The organism is Cryobacterium glucosi (genome assembly GCF_004402235.1).
Classification (GTDB): Bacteria; Actinomycetota; Actinomycetes; order Actinomycetales; family Microbacteriaceae; genus Cryobacterium; species Cryobacterium glucosi.
In genome coordinates this window covers 299,856-315,878 of record NZ_SOFS01000012.1, presented here as the reverse complement: position 1 = coordinate 315,878, position 16,023 = coordinate 299,856, and the positions used below count along the sequence as shown (strand labels likewise).

Genomic DNA, 16,023 nt, shown 5'->3' with positions numbered 1-16,023 from the left:
GCAATCCGGCCTGGCTACAGGACGGCGTAGAGGCCTTCGAGGGCGCTCGCGATCGAGTCGAAGCTGCCGATCCGCTGCCCGTCTTCGTTGACCAGCAGGAACCCGCGCGGCGTGCGCTCGAGGATGCCCGCGAGTTCATCGGTCACATCGTGACGGACCTCCCAGCGCGCCGGGCCGGCGTCCACGACGGAAAACAACTGAACGAGGTCCGTCCGGTCCATTCAAATCCTTCATCTGTACGTGCTTTCGCCAGCGGATGCCTGCCGCGGGACAATCCTGACGTGTGCCGGGCCCGACCGCAACTTCTGTTCGGTGAACACCCGGTGACGGTGTCGGCGTGGTCCAGGCGGAGCAGGTCAGGCGGGCAGGTCAGAGTGCGATGGCCAGGGCCAGGATCCGTGAGCGCGGCTGATCGGCCCAGGTGCCGGAGAGGTGCTCCGGGACGCCGCCGGTGGGCGTCCGGGCCGCGAGAACGCTCGTCTCCGCAGTAGGGCTGCCGGGCACCCTGAGTACGACGAGGCGCAGGGAGCCGGCCTCGACCACGGTCGAACCGGGCTCGTCCCTGGTCGAGAGAGCTGTCGTCGACGACAGTGCCGGGGTGGACGCATCCGTGGTCCCGCTGCCTGCGACCGTCGCCGTGGACTCCCGGAAGACGAGGTCCCCGTCGACGTCGACGAACTCGTCGGCCTGGGTGCCGCCGCGGTGGATGGTCGTTGCGAGCGCGGCGATGTAGGTGGGATCCCCGGTGGCGTCGTATGTCCAGCGACGACCCAGGACCGAGTGTTCCATCGTGCCGATCAACCAGGCGTCGCCGCCTTCGAGGGGCGCATCGCGATACGTCAGCGGCACCTGGAGCACCGGACCGTCGCCGGCACGCACGAGCAGCGTTTCGATGCCGACCTCACCCGCCGGATCGTCAAAACGGTATGCCGCGACGGCCGTCAGGGGGGCGGAGGGATCGCCGGCGAACCAGGACTGCATCCGCAGCCAGGGTTCGACGAGTTCAAGCTTGGACGGCCGAAGCTGGGCCCGGTGGATGAGTGCCATGACCTCGATGGTAGGGCACGTCCGCCTGGCAGAAAGGGCTGTCAGGCCGGAGGCGCCTAGAACAGCCGGGAAGTCCGCATCCGTCCGCACGTCGCCGACTGGTCGGCGGCGTTGAGGTCACTCCGCCACTGTCGGCGTGAGCCGTCGGCTGGCAGACTGGGGGCGTGAGCCCAGAGCCGATCCCGTCGTCCGCTGCACCAGACGGTCTGCACGCGTCGTCGCCCACGTCGCGGGTCGACCACTATGCCACTGGTGAGACCAAGGCGAGCGGGAGCACCCTCGATGGCGAACTCCACGGTGAGTGGGAGTGGTTCCGCACAGACGGCACGCTGATGCGTACGGGAGAATTCGACCGCGGCCGCCAGATCGGCGTCTGGCGCACCTGGGCCAGGGACGGCAGCCTCGTCAAGGAGACCCGCTTCCGCTGAGTCGCTCACTGACTCGATTCCGCGCCCTCCCGCAGCCGGCCGACAGGATCTCGGACCTCTGCTGCGCGATGTTCCGCACGTCGGTGAGCGTCCCGAACTCAGGAGTTCCGTGCGGCCGGGTCGGATCGGCTGCACTGGTCCGCGGACCCGAGTTACCCGCCCGGGCGGATCTCCTGAATTCGGAACCACGGGCAGGAGAATCAACCGTCTTCAGGTGTGAAACTCGGAATGAGAAGCACAAAATTATGTGAGTAAGTCTCGTCTTTGTGTTCGATTCGGCGTAGAATCGGGGTATGGCAGGAGCTTCAGATCCCCAGTCACACACCCCACAGACACCCGGTTCCGGGGCTGCGGGGCACCAGCCCACCGCAGCGGGCGACCAGCTGGCCCCATCGGCGGAGTCGGCCCATCCGGTTGCGGTTGTCGAGGGTTTCGAGGGTTTCGAGGGTTTCGAGGGCGCGGAGGGTCTGGCCGGCTCGGTGCCGTCGGTGCATGCGGATGCTGTCGCAAGGCTCGCCGAGGCGCAGGCGGTTCTCGCAGACGCCCTGGCGGCGATCCCGGTCGGGCTGCTCAGCGACACAGAAGCTGTGACGGCGCTGAGCACGGTGGAGGCGATCGGGCGGACGGTTGATGCGGCCCGGGTGAGCACCGCGACGGATGTGGACCGGCGGGCCCGGGTCCTCGGCCGCGAGGGCCTGGCCTGGCGGATGGGCTGCACGGGCCCGTGGGATGTCCTCACCCGGGTGACGCGGGTCTCGGCCCGGGAAGTGAAGCGGCGCACGAAGCTCGGCGACGCGGTGTTACCGCGGCCGTGCGGCGGGAGCAGCTGGTTACCGCCCTTGTTCCCGACCGTCGGGGCCGCCCTGGCAGCGGGGGAGATCGGGGTGGAGACGGCGGAGTTGATCGTGGCGGGGTTGCAGGTGATCAGCCACCGGGTGGCCCCGGATGACCTGCTCACGGCGGAGCGGGCCCTGGTCGCCTCTGCGGCCGGGCTGATCACCCCGGAGACCGAGGATTTGGCCGGGGCCGGTGTGCCGGTGACGACGGACCTGATCCGGGGCATGGTCGCTCAGTGGCAGGCGGCCCTGGACCCCGACGGGATACTGCCCCAGGAGGACATTTTCGAGGCGAAATCCAACATCGGCTTCGGACAACTCAAGAACGGGTTGTATCCAGTGAAGGGTGGAGTGACACCGGAACTGTTCGGGATCATGAACACGATGTTCGACGCCTTCCTGAGCTTCCATTCCCGGCCCGCATTCCCCACCGCCGAGGAGCAGGCCCTGATGGATTCGGGGCAGCTGATCCCCGGCGCCGAGACCGCGGGTACCGGCGCCGACACGGGCCCGGATCTGGACGTGATCGAAGCAGAGCTCCGGGAGCGGCGCGCGGACACCCGCACGAGTGGGGAGAAACGCGCGGACATCCTCCGGGCGTTGTTCGAGCACGCCGCCCGGGACGAGGACACCCCGTCGATGGGCGGGTCAGCGCCGACGGTAATGGTGCACGTGAATGCAGCGGACCTCGCCTCCGGGGTCGGGGTGGGGTGGATCGACGGCGTCGAGGCCCCCGTGTCTTTGAAGACGGTGCACCAGCGCATCTGCGACGGCGGCTTCCAAGGGGTCCTCTTCGGCGAGCACAACGAGGTGCTCAAGCTCGGTCCGGAACGACGGTACTTCAACCGGGCGCAACGCCGGGCGATCACCGCCCGGGACGGCGGCTGCATCATCCCCGGCTGCAAAGCCCCGGCTCACTGGGCCGAAGTACACCACGTGAAGCCCTGGGCGAAAGACGGCCCGACCAACGTCGACAACGGTGTCTTACTCTGCTGGTTCCACCACCACACGATCGACACCTCGGGGTGGGAGATCCGCATGGTGAAAGGCTCACCGCAAGTGCGGGCCCCTGGGTTGATCGATCCGCAACGGCTCTGGCGGCCACCGAACCGGCACCGCGCCCACCAGGTACTCACCGGACCACCCAACCGCGCATGACCGGGGCTGCTGCTAGGCTGAACAGCGGTAACAGCCATCCTTTAACAACCGTCCGGTGAGGCGGGGAAGGAGGCCTTCGTTTTGTCACGCATTGTGCTCAACCAGGCTGAAATAACCCGGGCTTTGACTCGGATCTCCCACGAGATCCTGGAGTCCAACCGGGGACCGGACAATCTCGTCATCCTCGGCATCCCGACCAGGGGCGTTGCACTCGCCCGGCGGATCGCCGACATCATCGAGCGGATCGAACCCGCCGCGGCACCCGTGAGTTCGGGTTCCCTCGACGTGACGATGTACCGCGACGACCTCGCCCACACCCGCACCCGCACACCGTCCCGCACCCTCGTACCCGCGAGCATCGACGGCGCGACTGTGGTGCTCGTCGACGACGTGCTCTACTCCGGCCGCACCATCCGCGCGGCCCTTGACGCTCTCGGCGACCACGGCCGTCCCGCGATCGTGCGCCTCGCAGTCCTCGTCGACCGCGGCCACCGGGCGCTGCCGATCCGCGCGGACTTCGTCGGGAAGAACCTCCCGAGCTCGACGGAGGAACGCATCAACGTGCACCTCCTCGAGGTCGACGGCGACGAATTCGTGAGCATCGACGGGGGGAGCGCAGAATGAAGCACCTGCTCTCCACCAAGGACCTCAGTCGCGACGACGCCATCACGCTCCTCGACATCGCAGAAGACATGGCGGATGTCTCCACGCGCGAGGTGCGCAAGCTCCCGACACTCCGCGGCAAGACCGTGGTGAACCTCTTCTTCGAAGACAGCACCCGCACCCGGATCTCCTTCGAAGCCGCCGCGAAGCGCCTGAGCGCTGACGTGATCAACTTCAGCGCCAAGGGCTCGAGCGTCTCGAAGGGCGAAAGCCTCAAAGACACCGCCCAGACGCTCGCCGCGATCGGCGCAGACGGCGTCGTGATCCGGCATCCGGCATCCGGTGCCCCCCAGGTACTCGCGACGAGCGGCTGGATCGACGCCGGCATCATCAACGCCGGGGACGGCACCCACGAACACCCGACCCAGGCGCTCCTCGACGCGTTCACCATCCGCCGTCGCCTGCACAAAACCGCGTCGCGCGGCAAAGGCCTCGACGGCGTCACGGTGACCATCGTCGGCGACGTGCTGCACTCGCGGGTCGCGCGCTCCAACCTGTGGCTGCTGACGACGCTCGGAGCCGACGTCACGATGGTCGCGCCACCCACCCTGTTCCCGATGGACATGACCGGCTGGCCGGCGGCGGTGAGCTTCGATCTCGACGACGCGATCGACGCAGGGCCGGACGTGATCATGATGCTCAGGATCCAGCAGGAACGCATGAATGCGGCCTTCTTCCCCAACAGCCGCGAGTACTCGCGGCGCTGGGGACTCGACGATGAGCGCTTCGCCCGGCTCGCGCCGACTAGCATTGTCATGCACCCCGGCCCGATGAACCGCGGCCTGGAGATTTCCTCAGCCGCTGCAGATTCGGCCGCATCGACCGTGCTCGAGCAGGTCGCGAACGGTGTTTCGATACGTATGGCGGCACTGTACCTGCTCATGTCGGGCGACCGGGAGGAAAGCTAAATGAACAACACGGCCACCCGCTATCTGATCCGAAACGCGAGCCTCGCCGACGGCACCCGCACCGACCTGTTGCTCTTCGGCGGTCGCATCCAGGAAATCGGCACCGCGCTCTCACACGCCGGCGCGACGGTGATCGACGCCGACGGCCTCGTCGCCCTTCCCGGACTCGTCGACCTGCACACCCACTTGCGCGAACCCGGCTACGAGCAGAGCGAGACGATCCTCACCGGCAGCCAGGCCGCCGCGATCGGCGGCTTCACGAGCGTCTTCGCAATGGCCAACACCTCGCCGGTGCAGGACACCGCCGGCGTCGTCGAACAGGTACTCGCCCTCGGTGAACGGGCCGGGTACGTCACGGTCCAGCCGATCGGCGCCGTCACCCTCGGGCTCGCGGGGGAGCGGCTCGCCGAGCTCGGCGCCATGGCGACCAGCCGCGCCCGGGTCCGGGTCTTCTCCGACGACGGCTTCTGCGTCTCCGACCCGCTGCTGATGCGTCGCGCCCTCGAATACGTCAAGGCCTTCGACGGCGTCATCGCCCAGCACTCCCAGGAACCGCGCCTCACCGAGAAGGCCCAGATGAACGAGGGCGCACTCTCGAGCGAACTCGGCCTCGCCGGCTGGCCTGCCGTCGCCGAGGAATCCATCATCGCGCGCGACGTGCTGCTCGCCGAGCACGTCGGGAGCCGCCTGCACGTCTGCCACGTCTCGACAGCAGGCGCCGTCGACGTGATCCGCTGGGCCAAGGCGCGCGGCATCAACGTGACCGCGGAGGCCACCCCGCACCACCTGCTCCTCACCGAGGACCTGGTCCGCGGCTACGACGCCCGCTACAAGGTCAATCCGCCGCTGCGCCGCCGCGAAGACGTCGACGCCCTCCGCGCCGGCCTCGCCGACGGCACGATCGACATCGTCGCAACCGATCACGCCCCGCACCCCGTCGAGTCCAAGGACTGTGAATGGGATGCGGCCGCCAACGGGATGGTCGGACTCGAATCCGCGCTCTCGGTCGTGCAGGCATCCGTCGTCGACACCGGACTTCTCGACTGGCGGGACGTGTCCCGGGTGCTCTCGGCCACCCCGGCACGGATCGGGCGCCTCGCGAGCCAGGGCAGGCCGCTCGAGGTCGGCGCCCCCGCCAACGTCACCCTCTACGACCCGGCAGCGAGCCGGGAGTTCGGCAGGGACGACCTCGCCGGCAAGAGCACCAACTCGCCATACCTCGCGATGACCCTGCCCGGTCGGGTCGTCGCCGTCTTCCACCGCGGCACGGCGACCGTGCTCGACGGGGTCCTCAGGGCCCCCGCTGAACTCGGCGGACGAGAGGAACCCCAGCATGGATAGCACCATCCCCGCCATCCTGATCGGTCTGGTCCTCGTCGCCGTGCTCGCGCTCATGCTCCGAAGCTGGCGTGCACGCACCCGCCGCGATGCCGCGCTGGCCGCGGGCTACCCGCTCCCAGGACCGGAATCGGCCGATGCCGTGCTCGCAACGGCCGAAGCGTTCTACGTCGCGACCACACGGGAAGGCCGACAGCTCGAACGCCTGAACATCCGCGGCCTCGGCTTTCGGGCCCGCGCCCTGGTCACCGTGACCGGGACCGGCGTTCTGCTCGATCTCGTCGGCGAGAACCCGGTCTTCATCCCGATGGCGGCCGTCACCGGACTCGAGGACGCCACCTGGACCATCGACCGCGCCGTCGAGACCGGCGGTCTGCTCCTGCTCCGCTGGCGCCTCCAGCCGCAAGCGGATGCCGCAGGTCAGGTCGTCGACAGCTACTTCCGCATCCTTGACCCCACCGACCGCGCCCGCGTGAGCGCGTCGATCCGAACCGAAGCGGCGGGTGCCCTGCACCCGGACGCGCACGACGAAAGCGAGGCGTAGCGTGAGCGACACCGAGGCCCAGGCCCAGGCGGCACCCGACGAGACGACACCGACGACACCGGAGACACCCACCACGCCGACCACGGCTCCCGCCGTGCTCGTCCTGGAGGACGGCAGGCGCTTCGTCGGCCACGCATACGGCAGCCGAGGACAGACCCTCGGCGAGATCGTCTTTGCGACCGGAATGACCGGCTACCAGGAGACCCTGACCGACCCGTCGTACGCCGGCCAGATCGTCCTGATGACCGCCCCGCACATCGGCAACACCGGGGCCAACGACGAGGACATGGAATCCTCCCGGATCTGGGTTGCCGGGTTCATCGTGCGCGAACCGGCCAGGATCGCCTCGAACTTCCGCTCGACGCGCACCCTCGACGAGGACCTCACGAACAACGAGGTCGTCGGGATCAGCGGCATCGACACCCGGGCGATCACCCGGCACATCCGCTCGGCCGGCGCCATGAAGAGCGGCATCTTCTCCGGGCCCGCCTTCGACCTGTCGGCAGGCGAGCAGCTCGAACTCGTCCGCGGCGGCGCCCCCATGCGCGGCCGCAACCTGTCAGACCAGGTGTCGACGGTCGAACCGTTCCAGATTCCGGCGAAGGGCGAACGGATCGGCTCCGTCGCGGTGCTCGACCTCGGCGTCAAGACGTCGACGCTGAACTACCTCGCCGAACGCGGCTTCGAAGTGCTCGTGCTGCCCCAGTCGGTCACGGCGGAGCACGTGCTCTCGCTCAATCCGACCGCGCTTTTCTTCTCCAACGGACCCGGTGATCCTGCGGCGTCCGATGCGCACGTCACCCTGCTGCAGGAGGTCCTCCGCGCCGGCGTGCCGTACTTCGGCATCTGCTTCGGCAACCAGCTCCTCGGCAGGGCGCTCGGCTTCCGCACCTACAAGCTCCCCTTCGGCCACCGCGGCATCAACCAGCCCGTGCTCGACAAGACCACCGGCCGCGTCGAGATCACGTCGCAGAACCACGGCTTCGCCGTGGACATGCCGATCGAAGGCGTCAGCGACTCCCGCACCGGCTTCGGCCGCGTCGAGGTCAGCCACTACAGCCTGAACGACCAGGTCGTCGAAGGCATCCGCTGCCTCGACATCCCCGCGTTCTCCGTGCAGTACCACCCCGAGTCTGCGGCAGGCCCGCACGACGCCAACTACCTCTTTGATCGGTTCAGGGACATGGTGACCGCCCACACGGCGGCCACCGGAGCAGGAGACGCCAAGTAATGCCCAAGCGCGACGATATCAACAGCGTCCTGGTCATCGGAAGCGGGCCGATCGTCATCGGCCAGGCCTGCGAATTCGACTACTCAGGAACCCAGGCCTGCCGCGTGCTGCGCGCAGAGGGCGTCAGGGTCATCCTGGTCAATTCGAACCCGGCCACGATCATGACGGACCCCGACTTCGCGGATGCGACCTACATCGAGCCGATCACTCCGGAGATCCTCGAGACGATCATCGCGAAGGAACGCCCCGACGCCATCCTACCGACCCTCGGCGGCCAGACCGCGCTCAACGCGGCCATCCAGTTGCACGAGCGCGGCATCCTCGAGAAGTACGACGTCGAACTGATCGGAGCGTCCTTCGAGGCCATCCAGAAGGGCGAAGACCGCCAGATCTTCAAGCAGCTCGTGCTCGACGCCGGCGCAGACGTCGCCCGCTCGCACATCGCGCACACCGTCGATGAGGCCATCGGCTTCGCCGAAGACCTCGGCTATCCGCTCGTGGTGCGCCCCTCCTTCACGATGGGCGGCCTCGGCTCCGGATTCGCGTACACCGAAGAGGAACTGCGCCGCATCGTCGGCGACGGCCTGCACCAGAGCCCGACCACCGAGGTCCTCCTCGAGGAATCCATCCTCGGCTGGAAGGAATACGAACTCGAGATGATGCGCGACACGGCCGACAACACGGTCGTCGTCTGTTCGATCGAGAACGTCGACCCGGTCGGCGTGCACACCGGTGACTCGATCACCGTCGCCCCCGCGCTCACCCTCACGGACCGCGAGTACCAGAAGCTCCGCGACATCGGCATCGACATCATCCGTGCCGTCGGCGTCGACACCGGCGGCTGCAACATCCAGTTCGCGATCGACCCGGCCGACGGGCGCATCATCGTGATCGAGATGAACCCGCGCGTGTCGCGTTCGTCCGCCCTCGCGAGCAAGGCCACCGGCTTCCCGATCGCGAAGATCGCGGCGAAGCTCGCCCTCGGTTACCGCCTGGACGAGATCCCGAACGACATCACCCAGGTCACCCCGGCGAGCTTCGAACCGACCCTCGACTACGTCGTGGTCAAGGTCCCGCGCTTCGCGTTCGAGAAGTTCCCCGCCGCAGACCCGCGCCTCACCACGACCATGAAGTCCGTCGGCGAGGCCATGGCGATCGGCCGCACCTACGCATCCGCCCTGCAGAAGGCCTTGCGTTCGCTCGAGAAGCGCGGATCGTCCTTCCACTGGGGTGAGGAGACCCGCACGCTCGAGGAACTCCTCGAGGTTGCCTCGATCCCGACGGACGGCCGCATCGTCACCGTTCAGCAGGCCCTCCGCAAGGGCGCCACGATCGATCAGGTCTTCGAAGCCACCAAGATCGACCCGTGGTTCATCGACCAGATCGTCCTGATCAACGAGATCGCCGCAGACGTCGCCGCCGCCGAACGGCTCGACATGGACATCCTCCGTACCGCGAAGGACCACGGTTTCTCCGACGCCCAGATCGGCGAGCTCCGCGGCTTCGGCGAAGCGGATGTCCGCAAGGTCCGACACATCCTCGGCGTGCGCCCGGTCTACAAGACCGTCGACACCTGCGCGGGGGAGTTCCCCGCCCTGACCCCGTACCACTACTCGAGCTACGACGAGGAGACGGAGGTCGTCCCCAGCGACCGCCGCAAGGTCGTCATCCTCGGCTCAGGCCCGAACCGCATCGGCCAGGGCGTCGAGTTCGACTACTCGTGTGTTCACGCCTCGTTCGCCCTCTCCGAGGCCGGCTACGAGACCATCATGATCAACTGCAACCCCGAGACCGTCTCGACGGACTACGACACGAGCGACCGGCTCTACTTCGAGCCGCTCACCCTCGAGGACGTGCTCGAGGTCATCCACGCGGAGAGCCAGAGCGGCGAACTCGTCGGCGTCGTCGTGCAACTCGGCGGCCAGACGGCCCTCGGGCTCGCGAAGGGGCTCGAGGCGGAGGGAATCCCGATCCTCGGCACCTCGCCCACCGCGATCGACCTCGCGGAGGAGCGCGGCCTGTTCTCGAAGATCCTCGACGAGGCCGGCCTGCTCGCCCCCCGCAACGGCGTCGCCACCGACTTCACCGGTGCCGTCGTCGTCGCTGAGGAGATCGGCTACCCCGTCCTCGTCCGCCCGAGCTACGTGCTCGGCGGCCGCGGCATGGAGATCATCTACGATTCCCTGTCCCTCGCCGACTACTTCGAGCGGATGCAGGGCCAGGGCATCATCGGCCCGTCGCACCCCGTGCTCGTCGACCGGTTCCTGGACGACGCCATCGAGATCGACGTCGACGCGATCTACGACGGCACCGAGCTGTACATCGGCGGCGTCATGGAGCACATCGAGGAAGCCGGCATCCACTCCGGTGACTCGAGCTGCACCCTGCCACCCGTGACCCTCGGCCGTGCCGAGATCAACCGGGTCCGCGAGGCCACCCTCGGGATCGCGCAGGGCATCGGCGTGCGCGGCCTGCTCAACGTGCAGTTCGCCATCGGGGCCGGCGTGCTCTACGTGCTCGAGGCCAACCCGCGGGCCTCCCGCACGGTGCCCTTCGTCGCGAAGGCTCTCGGGATCACCCTCGCCAAGGCCGCCGCGCTCATCATGGTCGGAACCAGCATCGCCGAACTCAAGGCGAGTGGAAAGCTGCCGCTCATCGACGGCTCCCGCGTCCCGATGGAATCGCCGGTCGCCGTGAAGGAGGCCGTGCTTCCCTTCAACCGGTTCCGCACCCCGGAAGGCCACGTCGTCGATTCCGTGCTCGGCCCGGAGATGCGCTCGACCGGAGAGGTGATGGGCATCGACCGTGACTTCCCCCGCGCCTTCGCCAAGAGCCAGCTCGCCGCGTACGGTGGAATCCCGCTCAGCGGAACCGTGTTCGTCTCGGTCTCCGACCGCGACAAGCGTGCGATCATCCTGCCGATGCTGCGCCTGCAGCAGCTCGGCTACGAGATCGCCGCCACGGAGGGCACCGCGGAGGTGTTGCAGCGCAACGGAATCCGCGCGAGGGTCGTCACGAAGTTCAGCGAGAAGCACGATGAGGAAGACACGTCGATCGTCGAGCTGATCCGCCGCGAAGAGGTTCAGATCGTCATCAACACCCCCGGCGGTCGCACCGCCCGTGCCGACGGCTACGAGATCCGGGCGGCGGCCGTCGCCGCGGACCTGCCGTTGTTCACGACGATCGCGGAGCTCAGCGCTGCCGTCGCATCCATCGACGCGATTCGAGGCGGGTTCGAGGTGACATCGCTCCAGGAATATGCACTCACGCGGGAAGCCGCCCTGTGATCGACGCCACGTTCGGCGACCGTGTCGAGGCCGCGTTCGGCCGGTGGGGCCAGCTCTGCGTGGGTATCGACCCCCACGCCTGGCTGTTGTCGGACTGGAACCTGCCGGACACCGCTGACGGCGCCGAGACCTTCGGGCGTCTCGTCGTCGCCGCGTGCGCAGGCAGGGTCGGCCTCATCAAGCCCCAGCTCGCCTTCTACGAGCGTTTCGGGTCGCGGGGGTACCTCGCCTTCGAACGCGTGCTCGCGGATGCCCACGCAGCAGGACTGCTCGTGATCGCGGACGTGAAGCGCGGCGATCTCGGAACGAGCGTCGCTGCGTACGGTGAGGCCTGGCTCACCCCCGGTTCCCCGCTCGAAGTGGATGCGATCACCGTCAACGCGTACATGGGCGTCGGTTCGCTCGAGCCCGTCTTCGAACGGGCCGCCGCTGCGGGCAAGGGGCTCTTCGTGCTCTCGGCAACCTCGAATCCGGAGGCGAGCGCCATCCAGCGCGCCCGCGTCCCCGACGGCCCGCACGCCGGTGCCACAGTGGCCCGTGCCGTCTTCGACGACGTCGCCGAACGCAACGCGAGGGCGGGGGGAACGGGTCGGCTCGGCTCGATCGGCGTCGTGCTCGGTGCGACACTCGACCTCGCCGATTTCGGCCTCGACCTCTCGGTTGCACCCGTCGGAGGAGCCACCCCGATCCTCGCTCCCGGATTTGGTCACCAGGGTGCGCATGTCGCTGATCTGGGAAACCTCTTTGGGGGGTACGCTCATTCCGTAATAGTGAGTGAATCTCGTAGCGTGTTGTCAGCAGGCCCGGAACGAATCGGACAGGCGATCGCACGCCGAGTACTTGAAGCAGGAGCGGCCCGTGGCTGAGAATCGCCCTACCCCACCAGACGTCGATCGGGTTGCCGCATCGCGCGCAGCCGTGGCAGCGCGCCGAGCGCGCGCAGCGGTCAAGGCCGAGATCGCAGCAGGGAAGCGCACGCCGCTTGCCGTGCTCTCTGCCGCCATCGAGCATCCGGACGGCGTCGAAGGACGCCTGCGCGCGACGGAGTTCCTCGTCAGCATCCCGGCCATCGGTGTCACGAAGATGCGCCGGATCATGACCCAGCTCGAGATCTCGCCGTCCAAACGGCTCGGCGGCCTCGGCAAGCACCAGCGCGACCGCCTGCGCGAATTCCTCGCGAACCGGACCGTGTCCCGTCGTGGATCCACCGACGCACACCTCGTCGTGCTCGCCGGGCCGACGGCGGTCGGTAAGGGTGCCGTCGCCGGCTATATCCGCGAGAACTACCCCGATGTGCATCTTTCCGTGTCGGCGACGACCCGTGCCCCGCGGCCGGGCGAAGTCGAAGGAAAGAGCTACTTCTTCGTCTCCGACGCCGAATTCGACCGTATGGTCGCGTCGGGGGAGCTGCTCGAGTGGGCCGTCGTCCACAATGCCTTCCGCTACGGGACCCCTCGCGAGCCCGTGGAACAGGCACTCGCGAGCGGACACAGCGTCCTCCTCGAAATCGACCTTCAGGGCGCACGCTCCGTGCGCGCGGCCATGTCCGAAGCGCGAATGGTCTTCCTGCTTCCGCCGAGCTGGGATGAACTGGTCCGCCGCCTCATCGGCCGCGGCACCGAAAGCCCCGCGGAACAGGCACGCCGCCTGGAGACCGCGAAGCTCGAGCTGGCGGCCCAGGACGAGTTCGATTTCCGTGTGGTCAACCAGGAGGTCAATGTGGCGGCCCGGGAAGTCGTAGACTTGATGAATCTGCGTAAAGCACCCTCGCTGCTTTAACGCACTCCGACTTATCCGTCTACTCGCCGCAAACGCTCTGAAGGAGTGCCACCTTGGCCAACAAGCCCACCGGTATCATTGACCCGCCCATCGACGACCTGCTCACCAAGGTCGACTCCAAGTACGCGCTCGTGATCTTCGCGTCCAAGCGCGCTCGTCAGATCAACGACTACTACGCTGACCTGCACGAAGGCAGCCTCTTCGACAACGTCGGACCGCTCGTCGACTCGACCGTTGACGACAAGCCGCTCTCCGTCGCCCTCCGCGAAATCAACGAAGACAAGCTCGTTTCCCGACCGATCGTCGAGTAACACGAAGCAGACCAGAAGCACACCAGAAGCGCGCAGGATGTCGCAAGGACGCACGATCGTCGTCGGAATCACCGGCGGCATCGCCGCGTACAAAGCGGTCAACATCGTGCGCGCTTTTGTGCTGCTCGGGGACTCCGTCCACGTGGTGGCGACCCCAGCGGCCCTGCGCTTCGTCGGCAGGCCGACACTCGAGGCGATCTCCCGGAACCCGGTGCACACCGACCTCTACGAGGGCGTCGCCGAAGTCCGCCACGTCGCGATCGGGCAGTCGGCGGACCTGATCGTGGTGGCCCCTGCGACGGCGAACACGATCGCCAAGCTCGCGGCCGGCCTCGCCGACGACCTGCTCGGCAACACGATCCTCGCGAGCACCGCGCCACTCGTGATCGCCCCGGCGATGCACACCGAGATGTGGAACAACCCGGCGACCGTGCACAACGTGCAGACCCTCCGGAACCGCGGCGTCATCGTCGTCGGCCCCGGCGTGGGACGCCTGACCGGATCGGATTCCGGTGCCGGCCGGATGGAAGAACCCGACGTCATCGTCGCTGCGGCCCTCGCCGCCCTTCACCCGGGAACCCCGGCCAGAGACCTCTCCGGCAGGCGCATCGTCATCACAGCCGGCGGCACCAGGGAACCCCTCGACCCCGTCCGCTTCCTCGGCAATCGATCGAGTGGCAAGCAGGGCGTCCGCCTCGCCGAAGCCGCCACCGCGCGGGGAGCGTCGGTCGTGCTCATCGCGGCGAACCTCGAGATCCCGGTACCCGCGGGCATCGAGACCCGCCTCGTCGGCACCGCACTCGAACTCCAGTCCGCCGTGACCGACGCGGCTGCGGGCGCGGACGCCGTCATCATGGCCGCAGCGGTCGCGGACTACCGCCCGGCCACGGTCCGCGGCGACAAGATCAAGAAAGACGACGAGGGGGACACCCTCACCCTCGAACTCGTCAGGAACCCGGACATCCTCGCGGGCCTCGCCGCGGCGAAGACCACCGGTCAGCTCGTGATCGGATTCGCGGCAGAGACGGAGGCGGACCCCGACCGGCTCCTCTCCCTCGGCCGCGAGAAGCTCGCGCGCAAGGGCTGCGACTACCTTGTTCTCAACAGGGTCGGCTGGACCGAAGGGTTCGCCGCGGAACGCAACGAGGTTCGGATCCTCGATTCTGCCGGAGTTATAGTGGCGGAGGCCGCGGGGACAAAAATGTCGGTGGCCGGACGCATCCTTGACGTTGTGGTCGCCGGACTCGGCTGATCCCCTCCATCCATACTTTTCTACCAACGACACAGAGACAGGCCAGATGAGCGATCTTCGCCTCTTCACTTCCGAATCCGTCACCGAAGGTCACCCGGACAAGATCTGCGACCAGATCTCCGACAGCATCCTCGACGCCCTCCTCACCGAGGACCCGAACAGCCGCGTCGCCGTCGAGACCCTGGTCACGACCGGCCTCGTCCACGTCGCCGGCGAAGTCTCGACGGAAGCGTACGTCGAGATCCCGTCGATCGTGCGCAAGTGCATCACCGACATCGGCTACGACTCCTCCGACGTCTGGTTCGACGGCCGCTCCTGCGGCGTTGAGATCTCCATCGGCGGCCAGTCTCCCGACATCGCCCAGGGCGTCGACGACGCCTTCGAGCACCGCGAACAGGCGAGTGCCGAAGACTACGACCGCCAGGGTGCCGGGGACCAGGGCATCATGTTCGGCTACGCCACCCGGGAGACCCCCGAGCTCATGCCGATCCCGATCTGGATCGCGCACCGCCTCGCCGAACGCCTCGCCGAAGTCCGCAAGTCCGGCGAACTCGACTACCTCCGCCCCGACGGCAAGACCCAGGTCACGATCGGCTACGACGGCATCATCCCGCGCACCGTCGAGACCGTCGTCCTGTCCACCCAGCACGCCCCTTCCGTCACGACGGAGCGTCTTCGCGCCGAGGTCGAAGAGCTCGTGATCCGCCCGGTGCTGTCCCGCGTCGAACTCGATTCCTCGAGCCTGACCATGCTGATCAACCCGACGGGCCGCTTCGAGATCGGTGGCCCCCAGGGCGACGCCGGACTCACCGGCCGCAAGATCATCATCGACACCTACGGCGGATCCAGCCGTCACGGCGGTGGCGCCTTCAGCGGCAAGGACCCGTCCAAGGTCGACCGCTCCGCCGCCTACGCGATGCGCTGGGTCGCCAAGAACGCCGTGGCAGCCGGGCTGGCCGAACGGCTCGAGATCCAGGTCGCATACGCGATCGGCAAAGCAGCGCCCGTCGGGCTCTACGTCGAGACCTTCGGAACAGGGGCACTGCCGGACAAGGAGATCACCGCGGCGATCCGCGAGGTCTTCGACCTGCGACCGGCCGCGATCATCCACCACCTCGACCTGCTCCGCCCGATCTACCAGAAGACGGCGACATACGGTCATTTCGGTCGCGAGCTCCCCGAGTTCACTTGGGAGAGGCTGGACCGCGTCGACGAGCTGAGAAGCGCCTCCGGGATCTGAT

General features: G+C 67.8%; 15 protein-coding genes. 13 read left to right on the top strand and 2 right to left on the bottom strand.

What is annotated here, in order from left to right; translation table 11 throughout:
- Positions 1 to 14: 14 nt before the first annotated feature.
- Together E3O46_RS04100 and E3O46_RS04095 are read right to left on the bottom strand one after the other, a co-directional pair.
- Positions 15 to 221, bottom strand: a complete 207-nt coding sequence (locus E3O46_RS04100) for a hypothetical protein (protein ID WP_134449470.1) — start codon at positions 219 to 221, stop codon at positions 15 to 17.
- A 148-nt stretch (positions 222 to 369) separates the two neighbouring features.
- Entirely contained in the window at positions 370 to 1,047 is a 678-nt protein-coding gene (locus E3O46_RS04095; RefSeq protein WP_134561154.1) for a CG0192-related protein, read from the bottom strand.
- Positions 1,048 to 1,211: 164 nt separating this feature from the next.
- On the opposite strand from E3O46_RS04095, the gene E3O46_RS04090 reads away from it, so the two are divergent.
- The 13 genes from E3O46_RS04090 (at position 1,212) to metK (ending at position 16,022) form a co-directional block, all read left to right on the top strand.
- Positions 1,212 to 1,475 carry a toxin-antitoxin system YwqK family antitoxin gene (locus E3O46_RS04090; RefSeq protein WP_198413684.1) on the top strand — a complete coding sequence of 88 codons (264 nt, stop codon included), beginning with the start codon at positions 1,212 to 1,214 and terminating at the stop codon, positions 1,473 to 1,475.
- Between the two features lie 293 nt (positions 1,476 to 1,768).
- The gene (locus E3O46_RS04085; RefSeq protein ID WP_134561153.1) at positions 1,769 to 3,469 is read left to right on the top strand and encodes an HNH endonuclease signature motif containing protein; all 1,701 of its coding nucleotides are present in this window, start codon (positions 1,769 to 1,771) and stop codon (positions 3,467 to 3,469) included.
- An 81-nt stretch (positions 3,470 to 3,550) separates the two neighbouring features.
- Positions 3,551 to 4,093 carry a bifunctional pyr operon transcriptional regulator/uracil phosphoribosyltransferase PyrR gene (gene pyrR, locus E3O46_RS04080; RefSeq protein ID WP_134448752.1) on the top strand — a complete coding sequence of 181 codons (543 nt, stop codon included), beginning with the start codon at positions 3,551 to 3,553 and terminating at the stop codon, positions 4,091 to 4,093.
- The gene (locus E3O46_RS04075) at positions 4,090 to 5,040 is read left to right on the top strand and encodes an aspartate carbamoyltransferase catalytic subunit (RefSeq protein WP_134448751.1); all 951 of its coding nucleotides are present in this window, start codon (positions 4,090 to 4,092) and stop codon (positions 5,038 to 5,040) included. The genes pyrR and E3O46_RS04075 overlap by 4 nt, the downstream gene beginning before the upstream one ends.
- Positions 5,041 to 6,381, top strand: coding sequence for a dihydroorotase (locus E3O46_RS04070; protein WP_134448750.1), 1,341 nt, complete (start codon positions 5,041 to 5,043; stop codon positions 6,379 to 6,381).
- Positions 6,374 to 6,922 (top strand): PH-like domain-containing protein, encoded by a 549-nt coding sequence (locus E3O46_RS04065; protein ID WP_134448749.1) that lies wholly within the window; start codon positions 6,374 to 6,376, stop codon positions 6,920 to 6,922. The genes E3O46_RS04070 and E3O46_RS04065 overlap by 8 nt, the downstream gene beginning before the upstream one ends.
- A gap of 94 nt (positions 6,923 to 7,016) precedes the next feature.
- Positions 7,017 to 8,153, top strand: a complete 1,137-nt coding sequence (gene carA, locus E3O46_RS04060; protein WP_134448760.1) for a glutamine-hydrolyzing carbamoyl-phosphate synthase small subunit — start codon at positions 7,017 to 7,019, stop codon at positions 8,151 to 8,153.
- Positions 8,153 to 11,440 (top strand): carbamoyl-phosphate synthase large subunit, encoded by a 3,288-nt coding sequence (gene carB, locus E3O46_RS04055; protein WP_134448748.1) that lies wholly within the window; start codon positions 8,153 to 8,155, stop codon positions 11,438 to 11,440. The genes carA and carB overlap by 1 nt, the downstream gene beginning before the upstream one ends.
- On the top strand, positions 11,440 to 12,306 hold the full coding sequence (gene pyrF, locus E3O46_RS04050) for an orotidine-5'-phosphate decarboxylase (RefSeq protein WP_134561217.1): 867 nt from the start codon (positions 11,440 to 11,442) through the stop codon (positions 12,304 to 12,306). Before carB ends, pyrF begins: the two co-directional genes overlap by 1 nt.
- Complete coding sequence (gene gmk / locus E3O46_RS04045) at positions 12,299 to 13,219, top strand: guanylate kinase (protein ID WP_134448747.1); 921 nt, start codon at positions 12,299 to 12,301, stop codon at positions 13,217 to 13,219. Before pyrF ends, gmk begins: the two co-directional genes overlap by 8 nt.
- Positions 13,220 to 13,272: 53 nt before the next feature.
- The gene (rpoZ, locus tag E3O46_RS04040; protein ID WP_134448746.1) at positions 13,273 to 13,530 is read left to right on the top strand and encodes a DNA-directed RNA polymerase subunit omega; all 258 of its coding nucleotides are present in this window, start codon (positions 13,273 to 13,275) and stop codon (positions 13,528 to 13,530) included.
- 37 nt (positions 13,531 to 13,567) lie between these two features.
- A complete protein-coding gene (gene coaBC, locus E3O46_RS04035) occupies positions 13,568 to 14,782 on the top strand; it encodes a bifunctional phosphopantothenoylcysteine decarboxylase/phosphopantothenate--cysteine ligase CoaBC (RefSeq protein WP_134560068.1) in 1,215 nt (404 codons plus the stop codon).
- Between the two features lie 46 nt (positions 14,783 to 14,828).
- On the top strand, positions 14,829 to 16,022 hold the full coding sequence (gene metK, locus E3O46_RS04030) for a methionine adenosyltransferase (RefSeq protein ID WP_134448744.1): 1,194 nt from the start codon (positions 14,829 to 14,831) through the stop codon (positions 16,020 to 16,022).
- Position 16,023: the final 1 nt, after the last annotated feature.

Excerpts from the sequence above, each read along its gene's own strand:
- metK (WP_134448744.1), top strand. The coding sequence starts at position 14,829 with ATGAGCGATCTTCGCCTCTTCACTTCCGAATCCGTCACCGAAGGTCAC.
- E3O46_RS04065 (WP_134448749.1), top strand. The coding sequence starts at position 6,374 with ATGGATAGCACCATCCCCGCCATCCTGATCGGTCTGGTCCTCGTCGCC.
- E3O46_RS04070 (WP_134448750.1), top strand. The coding sequence starts at position 5,041 with ATGAACAACACGGCCACCCGCTATCTGATCCGAAACGCGAGCCTCGCC.
- E3O46_RS04075 (WP_134448751.1), top strand. The coding sequence starts at position 4,090 with ATGAAGCACCTGCTCTCCACCAAGGACCTCAGTCGCGACGACGCCATC.
- carB (WP_134448748.1), top strand. The coding sequence starts at position 8,153 with ATGCCCAAGCGCGACGATATCAACAGCGTCCTGGTCATCGGAAGCGGG.
- coaBC (WP_134560068.1), top strand. The coding sequence starts at position 13,568 with ATGTCGCAAGGACGCACGATCGTCGTCGGAATCACCGGCGGCATCGCC.
- E3O46_RS04100 (WP_134449470.1), bottom strand. The coding sequence starts at position 221 with ATGGACCGGACGGACCTCGTTCAGTTGTTTTCCGTCGTGGACGCCGGC.
- E3O46_RS04085 (WP_134561153.1), top strand. The coding sequence starts at position 1,769 with ATGGCAGGAGCTTCAGATCCCCAGTCACACACCCCACAGACACCCGGT.
- E3O46_RS04095 (WP_134561154.1), bottom strand. The coding sequence starts at position 1,047 with ATGGCACTCATCCACCGGGCCCAGCTTCGGCCGTCCAAGCTTGAACTC.